Source organism: Pseudomonas sp. S12(2018) (assembly GCF_024355235.1).
GTDB lineage: Bacteria > Pseudomonadota > Gammaproteobacteria > Pseudomonadales > Pseudomonadaceae > Aquipseudomonas > Aquipseudomonas palmensis.
On record NZ_QLAD01000002.1, the window covers coordinates 604,800 to 622,155 of the forward strand.

Genomic DNA, 17,356 nt, shown 5'->3' on the forward strand with positions numbered 1-17,356 from the left:
GCTCAGGGTTGGCGCTGGCGCAGTTGGCTGACCACCGAACCCAGTGCACGTTCGAACAGCTGGGTGGCATCGAGCAGGCGTACCTGGCCCTGACTCAACGCCCCGGCAAGCCCCTGCTGCGACCATTCGCGCAGCTTGCGCCCGGTACGGTCGACGAACACATAGGTGTGAGTGCTGTCGATGATCGCGATCAGCTTGCCGCGCACCGGCTCGTCATCCTCGTCGCGCAGCTCGATCCAGGCCCCCGGGCGCAGGTCGCGCACCTGGTGCAGCGCCGGGTCGTCGTCGGGCAGGCTGGAGCACAGTCCGCCCGCCGCCACCGACTCCGGCCCCAGCAGCACGATGCGATCACGCACCAACACCCGCTCGATACGCGCCTGGCCGGGGTGCCCTGCCCCTTCCACAGCCTGCAGGTGCAGCGCTTCGAGCTGGGCGAAGAACTCGCTGGTGGCAAAGGGATCGTAGGCAACCCGGGTCAACCCCTCGCGCAGGGCCTTGAGCAGGCCCGGCACCTGCTCCAGCAGCCGTGCACGGTCGTCGCCTGTGTGTGACTCGACACTCCAGAGCAGCAGGTCCATGTTGGCCAGCGCGCCCTGCCACTGGGTCGAACCCCGCCCATGCTTGAGGCAGGCCAGCAGCAGCACCTGGCTCCAGGCCTGCTCGATCACCCGTACCACGCCTTGCGGCAGGCACTTGCCGAGCAGGCGCAGGTTGAGTTCGCTTTCAACCTGCTGGCGCGCCAGCACGGTGCGTGCCCGGCCCTCTTCGGCATCGCGGGTGCGCTGTTCGAGCAACTCGGTACGGCGGCGCTCATCGGCACTGAAAGCAAGGAACTCGGCCAGCAGCTCGGCGAAGATCTGCGGGTCGTCGGCAAAATCGGTGAGCAGGCGCTGCACGATGGCCTCGACCCGCAGGTACAGCTCGTCGCGCTGCACGTCATCACGCGCGCCCCAGCCCATCGCCACTGCGGCAATCTCGTCGAGCAGGCGGCGCGCCGGGTGGGTGGCGCGGCTGAAGAAGCTCTTGTCGAGCAGCGCCACCTTGAGCATCGGGATCTGCAGGCGTGCGATCAACTGGCGCAGCGAATGCGGCAGGTTGCGATCGCCGAGGATGAAGTCGAAGAGCATGGCGATCAGGTTGATCACATCCTCATCGATCACCTCGACCCTGCGGTACTTGCCACTTTGCACGCTGGCCCGGGTCAGCAGCTGCTCCAGCTGGTGGCGCAGGTCGAAGTCCTGCACCTCCCCCGCTGCCGGCACGAACTGCTGCAGGTGCGAGAGCAGGCGCAGCAGATCCTGCCTGCTGATCGGCTGCACCCGGTCATAGGGCTCCAGGCGCGGGGCCACCCGACCGCGCACCGGGGACAACAGCACCTGCAGCGAGGCGAAGGCGGCCTGCGCCCCGGCATCGGCCATCAGCGGGGCTGGCTTGACCTCCGGATCGCCGGCCGGGTGCGCCGGTTCGGCCGCCGGGGTGCGCCAGCCCGGCGCGCTCTTGAGGTCGGGCAGGATCCCGGTGGCGCTCAACAGCTGGTTGGCTTCGCCGTACAACTGGCCGACGTCGCACAGCACGTAACGCTCGAACAGCTTGAGCAGTATCAGCTTGACCTTGATGCCCACGCCCAGGCTGCGCCCGGCCTGCAGAAAGTACTCGCACAGCAGCGCCGGCCCCAGCGGGTTGGCGCGATCGTCCAGGCGCTGGCTGATCAGGCTGTTCATGCGCAGGGTCAGCTGGCCGAGGGCGAAGCCGTCACGCGTGGCCACGCGGGCCACCATCGTCTCCACGGCCTGGGCCCGCTCACGCGCATCGTCGGCCATCAGCGCCTGCCTGTCGTAGCCACGGCGCGCCAACGGCGCGGTCGGGTCGTTGCCGGCAATATCGATGAAGGCGTCATAGAACAGGTCGAGCAAGGCACGCTCGATGCTCTTGCGCTTGAGGCGCAGGTCGCGCATCGCTTCGAAGAACAGGCTGCGGTCATGGTTGTCGGCGGCCGTGTCGGCCATTTCGAAGAGCGTGTCGTCGGCGTTGTCGAACAGCCCCTGCAGCGCCTGGCGCAGGTGCTGCGCTGCCTTGTCGCGCACTTGCAGCAGGATGACCGGCAGACGAGCGAACGGCGTGCGTGACGCCTGATCGGTGGCCGCCTTGAACGGCACCACCTTCCCGTCATTGGGCATCCCGGTCTCCTTGCTGGGTTGGCTACGAAGTGGATTGAATGGCTGTCAAAGTCATGACGCCAATTACAAGGCGCGCATTATCTGGCAAAAACGCGCGGCCTGCCAGCGAACTGTGCAGTACGTTTCGGCCAGCCTGTGGATAGACCGCCATGGGGCGCAAATGCTCATTTGCTGCGACCAAAGGCGGATTGCTGCACGCCCGCCCCGGGCTGCCCTATAATCGCGGCCACCTAGCTTGTGGAGCCCACCATGCCGAATCTACGCCTCGCCGACCTGACCGCCGAAATCGAAGCCAACGTGCGCCGTGCGTTGCTCGAAGATGTCGGCAGCGGCGACATCACCGCCCAGCTGATTCCTGCCGAGCGCCTGGCCAAGGCCACCATCATTACCCGCGACGACTGCGTGATCAGCGGCACGGCCTGGGTGGACGCGGTGTTTCGTCAGCTCGACCCGCGGGTGGCGGTGCACTGGCAGGTCAAGGACGGCGACCGGGCCACGGCCAATCAGGCACTGTTCCACCTGGAAGGGCCGGCCCGCTCGCTGCTGACCGGCGAGCGCAGCGCGCTGAACTTTTTGCAGCTGCTGTCGGGGGTGGCCACCCATGCGCGGCACCTGGCCGACCTGGTGACCGATACCCAGGTCAAGCTGCTGGATACGCGCAAGACCCTGCCGGGCCTGCGCCTGGCGCAGAAGTACGCAGTGACCTGCGGCGGCTGCCACAATCATCGCATCGGCCTGTACGACGCGTTTCTGATCAAGGAAAACCACATTGCCGCCAGCGGCGGGATTGCCGAAGCGATCGCTGCGGCGCGCCGCATTGCGCCGGGCAAGCCGGTGGAAATCGAGGTGGAGAGCCTGGATGAACTGCAGCAGGCGCTGGAGGCCGGGGCCGACATCGTCATGCTCGACGAGCTGAACCTGGACGAAATGCGCGAGGCGGTGCGCCTCAATGCCGGCAAGGCCAAGCTGGAAGCCAGCGGCGGGATCAGCGAAAGCACGTTGCGCGCAATTGCCGAGACGGGGGTGGACTACATCTCGATCGGGGCAATGACCAAGGATGTGAAGGCAGTGGACCTGTCGATGCGCCTGAGCCTTTGAAAGCATCGCGGGTCAAGCCCGCTCCCACAAGGACAGCAGTGATCCCTGTGGGAGCGGGCTTGACCCGCGAAGGGCTGCGAAGCAGCCCCAACAGTCCTCAGAACGAAGCGTTCTGCAGGCCGTCCAGGTAACGCTCGACATCCAGTGCCGCCATGCAGCCGGCACCGGCCGAGGTGATTGCCTGGCGATACACGTGGTCGGCCACGTCGCCGGCGGCGAATACGCCCTCGATGCTGGTGGCGGTGGCATTGCCGTCACGCCCGCCGTTGACCACCATGTAGCCATCCTTGAGCGCCAGCTGGCCTTCGAACAGCGAGGTGTTGGGGGTGTGACCGATGGCGATGAACACGCCGTCGACCTTCACTTCATCGAAGCTGCCGTCGTTGTTCTTCAGGCGCGCACCGGTCACACCCATGTTGTCGCCCAGCACTTCGTCCAGGGTGGCGTTGAGCTTGAGCTCGATCTTGCCTTCGGCCACGCGGGCGTGCAGCTTGTCGATCAGGATCTTCTCGGCGCGGAAGGTCTCGCGGCGGTGCACCAGGGTCACCTTGCTGGCGATGTTGGCCAGGTACAGGGCTTCCTCGACGGCAGTGTTGCCACCACCGACCACGGCCACCGGCTTGTTGCGGTAGAAGAACCCGTCACAGGTCGCGCAGGCCGAAACGCCCTTGCCCATGAACGCCTCTTCCGACGGCAGGCCCAGGTAGCGCGCGCTGGCGCCGGTGGCGATGATCAGTGCGTCGCAGGTGTAGGTGGCGCTGTCGCCCTTGAGGGTGAACGGCTTGTTGGCCAGGTCCACGGCGTTGATGTGGTCGAACACCACTTCGGTCTCGAAACGCTCGGCATGCTCCTGCATGCGCTGCATCAGCGCAGGGCCGGTCAGGCCATGTGCATCGCCCGGCCAGTTGTCGACTTCGGTGGTGGTGGTCAGCTGGCCGCCAGCCTGCATGCCGGTGATCAGCAGCGGCTTGAGGTTGGCACGGGCCGCGTACACGGCGGCGCTGTAACCGGCAGGGCCGGAACCGAGAATGATCACTCGCGAATGACGAACTTCAGACATGAAACGCTCCTGTCGAGCTGGCGAGCCAGCCACATGACGCCGGGGGCACCGGCTGGAATAAAAAAGAACCCGCGAAGCACTTGGGGAAGGCTATTGGCCGCAGGTTCTGGAAACCGTGAAATTGGTGCGACTGTAACGAGGAGGCAGAGATTAAGGAAATATCCTTAGACAATCCACCTTATAGACGACCTCTATTCACCTGCCGAGCACCGGCCGCTTTGCCTATTAAATGATCGACAGGGTTTTGTTACCGGGGGTTGCGCGCATTTCGCCGCGCTTTCGCCCAGGCGTCAAACTCGGTAAGGTCGGCGCGTTTACCACCGCTCGGAGCCTTTTATGCAAGCCCCTGTCCTGTCCGGCCCCCAATACCTGCGCGAGGGCCTGAAACTGGTCCTGAGCCCGGGCCTGCGCCTGTTCGTGCTGCTGCCGCTGGCGGTCAACCTGCTGCTGTTCGTGGGCCTGATCTATTTTGCCGGTCACCAGTTCAGCCTGTGGGTGGACTCGCTGATCCCGACCCTGCCGGGCTGGCTGAGCTTTCTCAACTATGTGCTGTGGCCGCTGTTCGTGGTGCTGGTGGTGCTGATGGTGTTCTTCACCTTCACCATGCTGGCCAACATCATCGCGGCACCGTTCAACGGTTTTCTGGCCGAAAAGGTCGAGGTGGTGGTACGTGGCACCGACCCGTTCCCGGCCTTCAGCTGGGGCGAACTGGCCGCCATGGTGCCGCGCACCCTGAGCCGCGAACTGCGCAAGCTGGGCTACTTCGTGCCGCGCGCCCTGGCGCTGTTCATCCTGTCGTGGATCCCGGTGGTCAACATCGTGGCCGCGCCGCTGTGGCTGCTGTTCGGTGTCTGGATGATGGCCATCCAGTACATCGACTACCCGGCAGACAACAACAAGATGAGCTGGCAGGACATGCTCGCCTGGCTGCGTGCCAAGCGCTGGCAGAGCCTGGGCTTTGGCGGCTCGGTGTACCTGGTGCTGCTGATCCCGTTCGTGAACATCGTGATGATGCCTGCCGCCATCGCCGGTGCCACGCTGTTCTGGGTACGCGAACGCGGCTGACGGCTGCCGGGGCGACGGTGGCGACGGTGCAAGGCCGCCGCCACCGCGCCGTCAGGGCGCCAGCTGGTTGGAGAACTGGCCGACCGCGTCCACCACCTTCTGCGCCCCGTCCTGAATCTCGACGATCACCGTACCGGTCTGCCCGGCCAGCGACAGGCCCTCTTCGGCCTGGCGCTTGCTGTTGTCGATGATGTCGACCGCCGCCTTGGCCAACTGGGCGTTCTGCTGCACCACCCGGGCGATTTCCTCGGTGGCGGTGCTGGTGCGCGAGGCCAGTTGCCGCACCTCGTCGGCCACCACCGCAAAACCCCGGCCCTGCTCGCCGGCACGCGCGGCTTCGATGGCCGCATTGAGCGCCAGCAGGTTGGTCTGCCCGGCAATGTCGCTGATGGTCTTGATGATCGAACCGATCACCTGGGACTGCTTGTCCAGCGCCTCGATGCCATCGGCGGCCTGCTGCATGTACGTCTCCAGGCCACGCATGACCTCGACCGTCTGGGTCACCACCTCGGTGGCGCGACGTGCACTGGAGTCGGTGTCCAGGGACGTGGTGTAGGCGATGTCGGCGGCGTGGGCCACCGCCGCTTCCTGGTTGACCTGGTCGGTGATCACGGTGGCGAACTTGACCACCTTGTACAGCACGTCATGGGCGTCGATGATCGGGTTGTACGACGCCTCCAGCCAGACCACGCGGCCATGGGCATCGATGCGCTTGAAGCGCTCGGCCACGAACTCGCCACGACGCAGTTTTTCCCAGAACTGCTGGTAATGCGCCGAGTTGTACTCTTCCGGCTCGCAGAACATGCGGTGGTGCTTGCCGCGCACCTGCTCCAGGGAATAGCCCATGGTCTTGAGGAAGCGGTCGTTGGCAGCCAGCACCTCGCCATTGAGGTTGAACTCGATCACTGCCGTGGAGCGCATCAGGGCCTTGATCAGGCTCTCGTGCTCGCGTGACGTCTCGATGGTGCGGGTCAGGTCGCTGGAGTGCAGGGTGAAGTAGCGCAGGCGCCCGTCACTGCCCTTGACCGGCTGCAGGATCGAGCGCAGCCAGGCTTCCTCGCCGTTGCCGCGCAGCAGGCGAAACGCGCCGTTGAGGTGCTCGCCGCGGTTGATCGCCTGTTTCATGCGCTGGTAGAAATCCAGCGGCTTTACATGCGCCGGCACGATCTCTTCGATGTTGCGGCCCAGCAGCTGCTGGCTGCTATAGCGCATCTCTTTCTCGAAGTTGCCGTTGACCGCTTCGATGCGGCCCTGGGGGTCCAGTTGCAGCACCAGCATCTCGCTGTCCAGGCTGCACTTGACCTGCTCCATGGTCATCAGCTCTTCGCGCAGCCTGGCATTTTCTTGTTTCAGTTTGCTGTTGAACATCACCGCTCCTGGAGCGAAAGTCTCATTCGAATGCAACTTCATCGGCTGGCGATGCGGCATTCTTGAGGCGCTGGCCAAGCTTATTTTCACAGCGCAAAAGCGCCAATGATCGGGCGTCATGTATCCGTCATTTTGCTGTCATCCGGGCGCAATCGGCACCTCGGAAAATCCTCCCATGACCAGTCCCGCCGCCCTGCACATAACCCTTGTCAGCGAAACCTTCCCACCCGAAATCAATGGCGTGGCCAACACCCTTGGCCGCCTGCACGAAGGCCTGCGCCTGCGCGGCCACCGGGTGGAGCTGGTGCGCCCGCGCCAGGCCGGCGATGCCGCCGGCCCTGCGCAGGCCGACCTGCTGTTGTGCCGTGGCTGGCCCCTGCCCGGCTACCCCGGCCTGCAATGGGGCCAGGTGTCGATGCACAAGCTGCTGCGCCGCTGGCGCCGCGACCGCCCGGACGTGCTGTACATCGCCACCGAGGGGCCACTGGGCCTGAGTGCACTGCGGGCGGCGCGGCGCCTGGGCATCGCGGTGGTCAGCGGCTTTCACACCAACTTCCAGCAGTACTCCGGCCAGTACGGCTTCGGCCTGCTCACGCGGCTGGTCACCCGTTACCTGCGCGGCTTCCACCATCGCTGCCACAGCACCCTGGTGCCCAGCGTCAGCCAGCGCCTGGAGCTGCAGCGGCGCGGCTTCGAACGCCTGACCCTGCTGTCGCGCGGGGTCGACAGCAGCCTGTTCAACCCGGCCCGGCGCCGCCAGAGCTTGCGCGACCAGTGGGGCCTTGGGCCCGACGACATCGCCCTGCTGCATGTGGGGCGGCTGGCCAGCGAGAAGAACCTGGGCCTGCTCGGCCAGTGCCTGGACGCCCTGCGCAAGGCCTACCCCCTGCGCAACCTGCGCCTGATCGTGGTGGGGGACGGCCCGCAGCGCGGCGCACTCGAGCAGCAGTTGCCAGGTGCAGTGTTCTGCGGGGTACAGCGCGGCGAATGCCTGGCCGAACACTACGCCTCGGGGGATATCTTCCTGTTCCCGAGCCTGACCGAAACCTTCGGCAACGTGGTGCTGGAGGCGCTGGCCTCCGGCCTTGGGGTGGTGGCCTACGACGAGGCCGCAGCAGCCCAGCACATTCGTCATGGGCACAGTGGCGCACTGGCCATGCCGGGAGATGCAGAGGCCTTCATCGATGCCGCCAGCTGGCTGCTGGAAGACAGCGAGACCTTGCGCCGGGTGCGCCTCAATGCCCGCCAGCATGCCAGCCGCCAGGGCTGGCCGGCCATCGTCGAACAGTTCGAGGCGCACCTGCGCGGCGCCTGCGAACAGGCACCGGCACCGTCTCAGCGCCGCGTCGATGCGGCGCTGCTGGTCAAGCCAGGCTCGTCAGCGCCTCGCGGCTGAACGGCAGGATGTCCTGCTCGCGCCCCTCACGCACCTTGGCCGCCCACTGGGCATCCACCAGCAAGGCACGCCCTACGGCCACCAGGTCGAACTCCTGGTCGTCCAGGCGCTGCAGCAGTTTCTCCAGGCTGGCCGGTTGCGCCACCTTGTCGGTGTCGACCATGAACTGCAGAAACTCCCCATCCAGGCCCACGCTGCCCACGGTGATGGTGGGCTTGCCGGTGAGCAGGCGGGTCCAGCCAGCCAGGTTCAGCTCCGAGCCTTCGAACTCAGGCTCCCAGAAGCGACGCGTGGAGCAGTGGAAGATATCCACGCCGGCGTCGGCCAGCGGGCGCAGGAACTCGCCCAGCGCCTCGGCGTTGTCGACCAGGCGGGCGCTGTAGTCCTGCTGCTTCCATTGCGAGAAGCGCAGGATGATCGGGAAGTCCGGGCCTACGGCGGCGCGTACCGCCTGCACCAGCTCGATGGCAAAGCGCGAGCGGCCGGCCAGGTCGCCGCCGTACTCATCGCTGCGCTGGTTGCTCGCGGCCCAGAAGAACTGGTCGATCAGGTAGCCGTGTGCGCCATGTATCTCGACGCCATCCATGCCGATGGCCTTGGCATCGCGGGCAGCCTGGGCGAACGCCTCGATCACGTCGCGGATGTCGGCATGACTCATGCCGTGCACCACCACCTGGCCATCCTTGAGTTTTTCACTGGGGCCGTAACCCGGCACGCTGGCGTCCGGCTCGGTACCCAGGCGGCGCACGCTGCCCACGTGCCACAGTTGCGGCACGATCCTGCCGCCTTCGGCGTGTACGGCATCGACGACCTTCTTCCAGCCCGCCAGGGCATCTTCACCATGAAAGCGCGGCACGTTGGGGTAACCGTTGGCGGCCGGGTGGTCGACGGTAGTGCCTTCGGTGATGATCAGGCCGACATCGGCAGCGGCGCGGCGGCGGTAATACTCCACCACCTGCGCATGAGGCACACCGCCGGGGCAGAAGGTTCGGGTCATCGGTGCCATGACCACACGGGTCGGCAGCTCGAGGGCGCCCAGCTTGAAGGGGGTGAACAGGGCTTGAGCAGGCATTCGGCGCTCCTGGGAAAGGGATGGCGCCTGAGCATAGGGCGGGATTGTCGCTGACCCCAGTACTATTGATAGCGGTGATCGGGGTGGATTTTTCGCCGGCAAGGCCGGCTCCTGCATACGACGGTGCATCCATTGCAGGAGCCGGCCTTGCCGGCGAAGGGGCACGTCAGGCCAAGGCTTTCTCGATAGCCTGCACCACCGTGGCATCATCCGGCGCAGTACGCGGCGCAAAGCGCGCCAGCACGCGGCCGTCCTTGCCTACCAGAAACTTCTCGAAGTTCCAGGTGATATCCCCCGGGAACTCGGCGCCTTCACCGGCCAGCAGGCGGTACAGCTGATGCCGCTCCGGGCCGTTGACCTCCAGCTTGCTGCCCAGCGGGAAACTCACCCCGTAGTTCAGGCTGCAGAACTGGGCGATCTCCTGCTCGCTGCCCGGCTCCTGCCCGGCAAACTGGTTGCACGGCAGGCCCAGCACGCTGAAGCCCTTGTCCTTGTACTGCTGGTAGAGATTCTCCAGCGCCGCATATTGCGGGGTCAGGCCACATTTGGAGGCGACATTGACCACCAGCACCACCTGCCCCTTGAACGGCGCCAATGGCAACTCCTGGCCATCCAGCGCCTGCAATTTCAGGTCGTGAAATGCACTCATGACGTACTCCCCTTTCCAGTTCCCGGCCAGTTACCGGCATCGGTCCCGGCTGGCGCAACAAATGCTGCCCACTAAAAAAGCGCCCGGCCAAGCCGTCTGCCTCCTGGGAGAACACGACAGACTTGCCCGGGCGCCTTAGCGACCTTCTGAGCTTAGCGCAGAAATCAGTGCTGATGGCCACCTTCGCCATGCACGTGACCATGGGCGATTTCTTCTTCGCTGGCATCACGCACGGCAACGACCTTGACCTTGAAGTTCAGGCGCTGGCCAGCCAGTGGGTGGTTGCCGTCGACGGTCACGTCGTCGCCGTCCAGGTCACGGATGGTCACGATCTGCATCTGGCCATCAGGCGCGGACGCGTGGAACTGCATGCCCACTTCCAGCTCGTCGACACCTTCGAACATGCTGCGGTTCAGGGTGCTGACCAGTTCGGCCAGGTATTCGCCGTAGGCGTCTTCCGGCTCGATGGCAACGTCCAGCTCGGCGCCGGTATCCTTGCCTTCCAGGGCTTTTTCCAGGCCCGGAATGATGTTGCCTGCACCGTGCAGGTAAACCAGCGGCGCGCCGCCGTTGGAGCTATCGATGACCTCACCAGCGTCGTTGGTCAGGGTATAGTCGATGGAGACAGCCTTGTTGGCGGCGATCGGCATGGGGCGAGACCTTTTGCATAAGAATGTAGAACGAACAAGTGTAACCAACGCATCGCCTGAAAGCGAACGCAACCCGGACAAACGGGAAGCCGCTTTTCCCAGCCGGGTGCTGGGTTTTCATCAGGACGAGCATGGCCACTGGGTGGTCGAACTGTCGTGCGGGCATACCCAGCACCTGCGCCACGAACCGCCGTGGCAGTCGCGTGGCTGGGTGCTGGACGCAGACCTGCGCCAGCAACGAATCGGCCAGCCATTTGCCTGCGGCTGGTGCGCTCAGGGGGTCGATAGCGCTACCCTTGGCAATTGATTCTTTTGCAACAGCTCACTTCGAGAAGCTCGCATGCAGACATTTTTCATCGCGCCGACCGACTTTGGTGTCGGCCTGACCTCCATCAGCCTGGGCCTGGTGCGCACACTGGAACGCGCCGGACTCAAGGTCGGCTTCTTCAAGCCGATCGCCCAGCCCCACCCCGGCGACACCGGCCCGGAACGCTCCACCGAACTGGTCGCCCGCACCCACGGCCTCAAGCCGCCGCAACCGCTGAGCCTGGCGCATGTGGAACGCATGCTCGGCGATGGCCAGCTGGACGAACTGCTCGAAGAGATCATCACCCTGTACCAGCAGGCCTGCATCGGCAAGGACGTGCTGGTGGTCGAGGGCATGGTGCCGACCCGCCATGCCAGCTACGCCGCACGGGTCAACCTGCACCTGGCCAAGAGCCTGGACGCCGAGGTGATCCTTGTGTCGGCGCCGGAAAACGACGTGCTGGCCGAGCTGTCGGGCCGTGTCGAGCTGCAGGCTCAGCTGTTCGGCGGCCCGCGCGACCCCAAGGTGCTGGGCGTGATCCTCAACAAGGTGCGCAGCGACGAACCGATGGACACCTTCGCCAGCCGCCTGCAGGAGCATTCGCCCCTGCTGCGCAGCGGCGAGTTCCGCCTGCTGGGCTGCATCCCGTTCCAGGCCGGGCTCAACGACCCGCGCACCCGCGACGTGGCCGAGCTGCTCGGTGCCCAGGTACTCAACGCCGGCGACTACGAAACCCGGCGCATGAACAAGATCATCATCTGCGCCCGCACCGTGGCCAACACCGTGCCGCTGCTCAAGCCCGGCACGCTGGTGGTGACCCCGGGTGATCGCGACGACATCATCCTGGCCGTCAGCCTGGCGGCGATCAACGGTGTGCCACTGGCCGGCCTGCTGCTGACCAGCGACAGCAAGCCCGACCCGCGCATCCTCGAACTGTGCCAGGGCGCCCTGCTGGCCGGCCTGCCGGTGCTGTCGGTGAGTACCGGCTCCTACGACACCGCCAACCAGCTGAACCAGTTGAACAAGGAAATCCCGGTGGACGACCGCGAGCGCGCGGAGATCATCACCGACTTCGTGGCCAGCCACCTGGATGCCGACTGGCTCAACCAGCGCTGCGGCACCCCGCGCGAGATGCGCCTGTCGCCTGCGGTGTTCCGCTACCAGCTGATCCAGCGTGCCCAGCAGGCCAACAAGCGCATCGTGCTGCCCGAAGGCGCCGAGCCGATGACCGTGCAGGCCGCCGCCATCTGCCAGGCCCGTGGCATCGCCCGCTGCGTGCTGCTGGCCAGGCCCGAGGACGTACAGGCAGTGGCCCGCGCCCAGGGCATCAGCCTGCCCGAGGGGCTGGAGATTCTGGACCCGGACCTGATCCGCGAGCGCTACGTCGAGCCTATGGTCAGCCTGCGCAAGAGCAAGAGCCTTAACGCGCCGATGGCCGAGCAGCAGCTAGAAGACCCGGTGGTGATCGGCACCATGATGCTGGCCCTGGACGAGGTCGACGGCCTGGTCTCGGGCCTGGTGCACTCCACCGCCAACACCATCCGCCCGGCCCTGCAACTGATCAAGACCGCCCCCGGCTGCAGCCTGGTGTCGTCGGTGTTCTTCATGCTGTTCCCCGAGCAGGTGCTGGTGTATGGCGACTGCGTGATGAACCCGCACCCCACTGCCGGCGAGCTGGCCGAAATTGCCCTGCAAAGCGCCGATTCGGCCGAAGCCTTCGGCATTACCCCGCGGGTGGCGATGATCAGCTATTCCAGTGGCGATTCGGCCAGCGGCGAAGAGGTCGAGAAGGTGCGCGAGGCCACCCTGCTGGCCCAGGAAACCCAGCGTGGCCTGCAGATCGATGGGCCGTTGCAGTACGACGCCGCCGCCAACCAGGACATCGCCCGCCAGCTGGCGCCCAACAGCAAGGTGGCCGGACGCGCAACGGTGTTCGTGTTCCCCGACCTGAACACCGGCAACACCACCCACAAGGCCGTGCAGCGCAGCGCCGATTGCGTGAGCCTGGGGCCGATGCTGCAGGGCCTGCGCAAGCCGGTCAACGACCTGCCGCGTGGCGCCCAGGTCGACGACATCGTCTACACCATTGCCCTGACCGCGATTCAGGCCAACCGCTCGCTGGATAACTGACCATGCTCGCTTTTCTGCCCGCGCCCGTGCGCGGAGTCATCGGCTCGCTGCTGCTGGCCGCCAACACCATCCTGTGCTGCACACCGCTGTTCATCGTCAGCCTGTTCAAGCTGTGCCTGCCCTTTGCCGCCGCGCAGCGCGTCACCGACGAACTGATGCGGCACATCCACGAAGCCTGGATCAGCAACAACAAGGGCTGGATGAACCTGGTCGGGCGCACCCGCTGGGACATCGAGGGGCTGGCCGGGCTGGACTACCAGCACAGCTACCTGGTGACCAGCAACCACCAGAGCTGGGTGGACATCATGGTGCTGCAATACGTGCTCAACCGGCGTATCCGACCGCTCAAGTTCTTCCTCAAGCAGGTGCTGATCTGGGTGCCGGTGATCGGCCTGGCCTGGTGGGCGCTGGGCTTTCCGTTCATGAAGCGCTACAGCAAGGCCTACCTGGCCAAGCACCCAGAAAAACAGGGCAAGGACCTGCAGACCACGCGCCGTACCTGCGCCAGGTTCCGTGGCAAGCCCACGGCGATCTTCAACTTTGCCGAAGGCACGCGTTTCACCCCCGCCAAGCATGCCGAACAGGGTTCGCCGTTCCGGCACCTGCTCAAACCCAAGGCGGGCGGCATTGCCTTCGTGCTGGATGCGATGGGCGAGCAACTGGAGTCGATCATCAACGTGACGATCCATTACCCGCAGGGCACACCGGGCTTCTGGGACCTGCTGTGCGGGCGAGTGGCGCGGGTGGAGGTGACGTTCGAGGCGCTGGCGATTCCCAAGGAATTCCTGGGACGCAGCTACGACCAGGATGAAGCCTACAGGCTGGCGTTCCAGCAGTGGATCAACCGGTTGTGGGAAGAGAAGGATGAACGGCTGGAGCGGATGCGCCAGCAGTGAGCCCTTCGCCGGCAAGGCCGGCTCCTACAACGGCGTGAGCCCCCTGTAGGAGCCAGCATTGCTGGCGAAAAGATTTACTGGTACTGCTGCCCAGGAATCGGCTTGAGGTTCACCTCCACCCGACGGTTCTGCGCACGCCCGTTGGCATCGGCGTTGCTCGCGATCGGCTGGTCCGGGCCCAGGCCACGCGCACTCACGCGCGAAGGGTCGACGCCCTGGGAGGTCAGGTAGGTGCTCACGGCCTGTGCACGACGCTGCGACAGGTCCATGTTGTGCTGGCGACTGCCGGTGCTGTCGGTGAAACCGACCACTTCGATGGTGTTCTGGTTGAACTGCTTGAACGAGTTGGCCAGGTTGTTCAGCGGCGCGTAGAAGCTTGGTGCAATGCTCGCCGAGTCGGTGGCGAAGGTGATGTTGCCCGGCATGATCAGCTTGATCTGGTCGCCTTGACGCTGCACTTCGACACCGGTGTTGGCCATGCTCTCGCGCAGTGCCGCTTCCTGGCGGTCGGCGTAGTAGCCGTAGCCGGCGGCGGCGGCGCCCACCGCGGCGGCGCCGATCAACGCACCCTTGCCACGGTTGTTGTGGTCGATGGCGGCACCGGCAACGGCACCGGCCAATGCGCCCAGGCCGCCGTACTTGGCGGTCTTGCTCATCCCGGTGGAGCCTTGCGCCTGGCCCTGGTTGTCATAGGGGTTCTGACTGGCGCAGCCAGTCATCAGGGCAGCAGCAGAAGCGACGATAATCAGACGACGCATGGTGAACATGGACAAGCTCCTACAGAATTCGTGTATGCAGCGGACCGACGGCGGTTCCCTGCCAGGCTTGGAACGCGAGCTGCGATAAAAATTCCCTCGGGACAAACTGTAGTTCATTGCAGGAGCCCTGGTTTTAGCAATGCGCGCCCTTGCTGGTCGAAGGCAACAGGCACCACCGTGTCGGACCAGGCTATCAGCGGCTTCAGTGCATGACCGCCCGCGTAATCAAAAAGCTCAGCAACTCGCCCTCATCATCCAGTTCGATGGCCTGCACCGGCCGCGGCAGGTTGTCGAGCACGCTGCGCCAGAACGCCTGTGAGGTTTCATCCTGGTCATAGAAGCGCACCAGCCAGTCCCCTTCCCCACTCATCAGCACCTGGGTAGCCAATGCCTGGCCGATGCCCTTGCGCCGGTAGCGCTTGAGAATGAACAGGTCGGCCAGCTCCTGTGCGTCCAGCCCGGCCAGTTCGCTGCGCTCGACCAGCAGGAAGCCGGCGATGTAGCCATCGACCAGGATCAGGTTGGCGCTCCACTGCGGCTCCTGCCAGTAGCGGGCCAGGTGTTCGTCGTGGATGTAGAAACGGCCGTCCACCTCGACGTCTTCCTGCTCCCAGTCCGAGGACTCGTAGGCATAGAACTGGTAGAGGTTGCGGATCAGCTCGATGTGTTCAGGGCCGGTCGGGATCAGTTCGACGGTGAGTTCACTCATGGCTACGGCAGGGGCTCGATGAAAAAGAGCGCGCAGTCAGCCACGATTCGCGTCACAACTCAACCCATTCGCCCTGCGAGTAGACGCTGAACCGGTTCGACTCGGAAAGCCGCATGGTGTAGGACGATTGCACGTGGTGGGTCTGCCCGCCGTCGCCGAGCAGGCGTACTTCGGCACCGCAGATGAAGTTCGAATCGCGGTCCGGGCCCATCGATGCGCAAGAGACAGTGGAGACTTCTATGCGGCCCAGCACCTTGATCGGCGACGTCATCCGGCCACTGGCGTGAAGCTTGCGGGTGAAGTCAGCCATGGCGTCTTGCACCTGGCCCTGGGTCGGCATCCAGTCGGGGCAGACATAATCGTCACCGCTGCAACTCTTGTCCGAGGCCGAAGGGGCTGCGTAGGTGAAAACCGGGAAGGAGAACAGAGCTAGGGCAAGCAGTGAAGTGCGAAGCATGAAGGCAGGCCATCCTGGGCGATCTGGGCGCGGGATGATGTCATGCACCCCTCTTCGCCAGCAAGGCTGGCTCCTACAGTCCTGTGCAGGGGTCAGCCTCCCGGCGAACAAGCGCATCGCGCTCACTCCATCAGAACTGCACCTTCACCTGTACGCCGGCCAGCAACGCGTCCTGGGTGTCCTTGCCGGAAAATGCACCCGGCTCCATCACGTACTGCACGCTCGGGCGCACCGTCAGCCAGCGGGTTACCTGGGCGGTGTAGCTCAGTTCCACCAACTGCTCGCCCATGTCCAGGTTGCTGACACTCTGCGCCTGGGCCAGGTCGCCACCGCGCTCCAGGTTGGCGATCTGGACATCGCGGCTGCGCGAGTTGAACACCGCACGGCCGTATGCCAACCCCACGTTGTCATGCTCGCGCGAAGCGAACGGTCGGCTCAGCACCGCTCCGGCCGCGTACCAGTGCGAGAACGGCGAAGTGGCCGTGTCGGTGTCGGTGGCCTGCGCGAACAGGCGTACGCTGCGCCCCCGGGTCGAATCCGAACGCCATACCATCTGATCGACCAGGACATAGGCACCGTGACGCCCCGCCGCCTTGCTGTCGGGCTGGCCGATGCGCGCAGTGTCGGAGGTGTCGTAATACCAGCCGAACTTGTACTGCCCGTCATAGGTAGCCAGGTTGTTGTAGATCAGCTCCACCGGCAGGATGGCCCCGGTGGTGCCGCTGGAGGTCAGGTCGAAGGCCTTGGACGAGGCGCTGTTGGTCTCGGGGTTCACGTTGAACCAGGCGGTCTGCACCGTCCACTCGGGGCTGATGCGGTATTTCAGCTCCATGCCCCAGTGCGCCGTGGGGTAGTTGCCCCAGCCACTGCCACCGGACATGCTCAGCGGGTGCGCGCAGAAACCTGCGTTGACGAAGTTGGTGAGGATGCCCATGCCGCCGAAGTCATTGCCCATGGCCATCCAGCCGAGCTTGATGTTCAGGTCGTCGGTGAACAGGCTGCGCGCATAGCTCAGTTCGCTCAGGCGCGTGTACAGCCCGCCATAGATCTCCTGCACCGGCAGCCGGTTGCCCACCAGGTCTTGCGAGGCGCTGTTGCCGCGCCGGTCATTGATCGTCAGCTGGACCGTGCCTGCATCCGCCTCGTCCAGCAATGTCTCGAGGTCAAAGGTGGCGCCCAGGCGGACCTGCTGCGCATAGCGCGCACCGTGCTTGAGGCCACCGCTGACCAGGCCCATGGTTTCCGACACATATTCGCCGGTGAGCTTGACGCCGCTCGCCTCCAGGCGTGAGCGGCTGCCGCCCCAGTCGCCGGTCAGGGTCGGGCTGTCGACAAGGTTGTCGAATGCATCGGCCTGCACCGCACACGCCAGCAGGCTGGAAGAAAGGCCCACGGCAAACGCGAGGGGGCTGAACGGAAAACGCGAAAAGAGGCTCAAACGGCCCTCCCGAAAGACAATAGATCACCACCCGGTCAGCGACGAAGACGCGAACCGGGACACAAGAAATGCAGGTGGCCTATGTTACGGGATTTTATGTACTAACCGTTTAATTTGTAGACTTTG

The 17,356-nt window shown here is 65.0% G+C and carries 16 protein-coding genes; 6 read left to right on the forward strand and 10 right to left on the reverse strand.

The genetic code is table 11. From position 1 onward, the window contains the following. Positions 1-2: 2 nt before the first annotated feature. Positions 3-2,177 (reverse strand): DUF1631 domain-containing protein, encoded by a 2,175-nt coding sequence (locus tag DN388_RS06625; RefSeq protein ID WP_254997831.1) that lies wholly within the window; start codon positions 2,175-2,177, stop codon positions 3-5. 249 nt (positions 2,178-2,426) lie between these two features. On the opposite strand from DN388_RS06625, the gene nadC reads away from it, so the two are divergent. Continuing rightward, entirely contained in the window at positions 2,427-3,275 is an 849-nt protein-coding gene (nadC, locus tag DN388_RS06630; RefSeq protein WP_054916277.1) for a carboxylating nicotinate-nucleotide diphosphorylase, read from the forward strand. A 97-nt stretch (positions 3,276-3,372) separates the two neighbouring features. On the opposite strand, the gene trxB is transcribed toward nadC, so the two are convergent. After that, positions 3,373-4,335: a thioredoxin-disulfide reductase gene (trxB, locus tag DN388_RS06635; RefSeq protein ID WP_043864378.1), complete on the reverse strand. Its 963-nt coding sequence runs from the start codon at positions 4,333-4,335 to the stop codon at positions 3,373-3,375. A gap of 336 nt (positions 4,336-4,671) precedes the next feature. On the opposite strand from trxB, the gene cysZ reads away from it, so the two are divergent. After that, positions 4,672-5,400 (forward strand): sulfate transporter CysZ, encoded by a 729-nt coding sequence (gene cysZ / locus DN388_RS06640; protein WP_054916276.1) that lies wholly within the window; start codon positions 4,672-4,674, stop codon positions 5,398-5,400. A 51-nt stretch (positions 5,401-5,451) separates the two neighbouring features. On the opposite strand, the gene DN388_RS06645 is transcribed toward cysZ, so the two are convergent. Further along, entirely contained in the window at positions 5,452-6,768 is a 1,317-nt protein-coding gene (locus tag DN388_RS06645) for a PAS domain-containing methyl-accepting chemotaxis protein (protein ID WP_043864376.1), read from the reverse strand. A 175-nt stretch (positions 6,769-6,943) separates the two neighbouring features. Between DN388_RS06645 and DN388_RS06650 the strand changes: the two genes are divergently transcribed. Then, a complete protein-coding gene (locus DN388_RS06650) occupies positions 6,944-8,164 on the forward strand; it encodes a glycosyltransferase family 1 protein (protein ID WP_254997850.1) in 1,221 nt (406 codons plus the stop codon). Here DN388_RS06650 and DN388_RS06655 read toward each other — a convergent pair. From DN388_RS06655 to DN388_RS06665, 3 genes are all read right to left on the reverse strand, one after another. Continuing rightward, entirely contained in the window at positions 8,133-9,236 is a 1,104-nt protein-coding gene (locus tag DN388_RS06655) for an NADH:flavin oxidoreductase (protein WP_104572941.1), read from the reverse strand. The genes DN388_RS06650 and DN388_RS06655 overlap by 32 nt on opposite strands. A 166-nt stretch (positions 9,237-9,402) precedes the next feature. Beyond that, the gene (locus DN388_RS06660) at positions 9,403-9,885 is read right to left on the reverse strand and encodes a glutathione peroxidase (protein WP_254997853.1); all 483 of its coding nucleotides are present in this window, start codon (positions 9,883-9,885) and stop codon (positions 9,403-9,405) included. A 164-nt stretch (positions 9,886-10,049) separates the two neighbouring features. Next, the gene (locus DN388_RS06665; protein WP_043864372.1) at positions 10,050-10,535 is read right to left on the reverse strand and encodes a peptidylprolyl isomerase; all 486 of its coding nucleotides are present in this window, start codon (positions 10,533-10,535) and stop codon (positions 10,050-10,052) included. Between DN388_RS06665 and DN388_RS06670 the strand changes: the two genes are divergently transcribed. Genes DN388_RS06670 through DN388_RS06680 form a run of 3 tightly spaced genes read left to right on the forward strand, consistent with a single transcriptional unit; the run spans position 10,534 to position 13,868 of the window. Then, positions 10,534-10,842 (forward strand): DUF3565 domain-containing protein, encoded by a 309-nt coding sequence (locus DN388_RS06670; RefSeq protein ID WP_043864371.1) that lies wholly within the window; start codon positions 10,534-10,536, stop codon positions 10,840-10,842. The genes DN388_RS06665 and DN388_RS06670 overlap by 2 nt on opposite strands. Before the next feature lie 33 nt (positions 10,843-10,875). After that, a complete protein-coding gene (gene pta / locus DN388_RS06675; protein ID WP_043864370.1) occupies positions 10,876-12,972 on the forward strand; it encodes a phosphate acetyltransferase in 2,097 nt (698 codons plus the stop codon). A 2-nt stretch (positions 12,973-12,974) separates the two neighbouring features. Next, the gene (locus DN388_RS06680; protein WP_054916274.1) at positions 12,975-13,868 is read left to right on the forward strand and encodes an acyltransferase; all 894 of its coding nucleotides are present in this window, start codon (positions 12,975-12,977) and stop codon (positions 13,866-13,868) included. A gap of 74 nt (positions 13,869-13,942) precedes the next feature. Here the strand turns inward: DN388_RS06680 and DN388_RS06685 are convergent, their stop codons facing one another. The 4 genes from DN388_RS06685 to DN388_RS06700 all read right to left on the reverse strand — a co-directional run bounded on the left by DN388_RS06685 (position 13,943) and on the right by DN388_RS06700 (position 17,230). Continuing rightward, a complete protein-coding gene (locus DN388_RS06685) occupies positions 13,943-14,635 on the reverse strand; it encodes an OmpA family protein (RefSeq protein ID WP_254997858.1) in 693 nt (230 codons plus the stop codon). A gap of 193 nt (positions 14,636-14,828) precedes the next feature. After that, positions 14,829-15,335 (reverse strand): GNAT family N-acetyltransferase, encoded by a 507-nt coding sequence (locus DN388_RS06690; RefSeq protein ID WP_054916224.1) that lies wholly within the window; start codon positions 15,333-15,335, stop codon positions 14,829-14,831. 52 nt (positions 15,336-15,387) lie between these two features. Next, positions 15,388-15,792 carry a hypothetical protein gene (locus tag DN388_RS06695; RefSeq protein WP_078481528.1) on the reverse strand — a complete coding sequence of 135 codons (405 nt, stop codon included), beginning with the start codon at positions 15,790-15,792 and terminating at the stop codon, positions 15,388-15,390. 130 nt (positions 15,793-15,922) lie between these two features. Beyond that, on the reverse strand, positions 15,923-17,230 hold the full coding sequence (locus tag DN388_RS06700; RefSeq protein ID WP_254997863.1) for a carbohydrate porin: 1,308 nt from the start codon (positions 17,228-17,230) through the stop codon (positions 15,923-15,925). Positions 17,231-17,356: the final 126 nt, after the last annotated feature.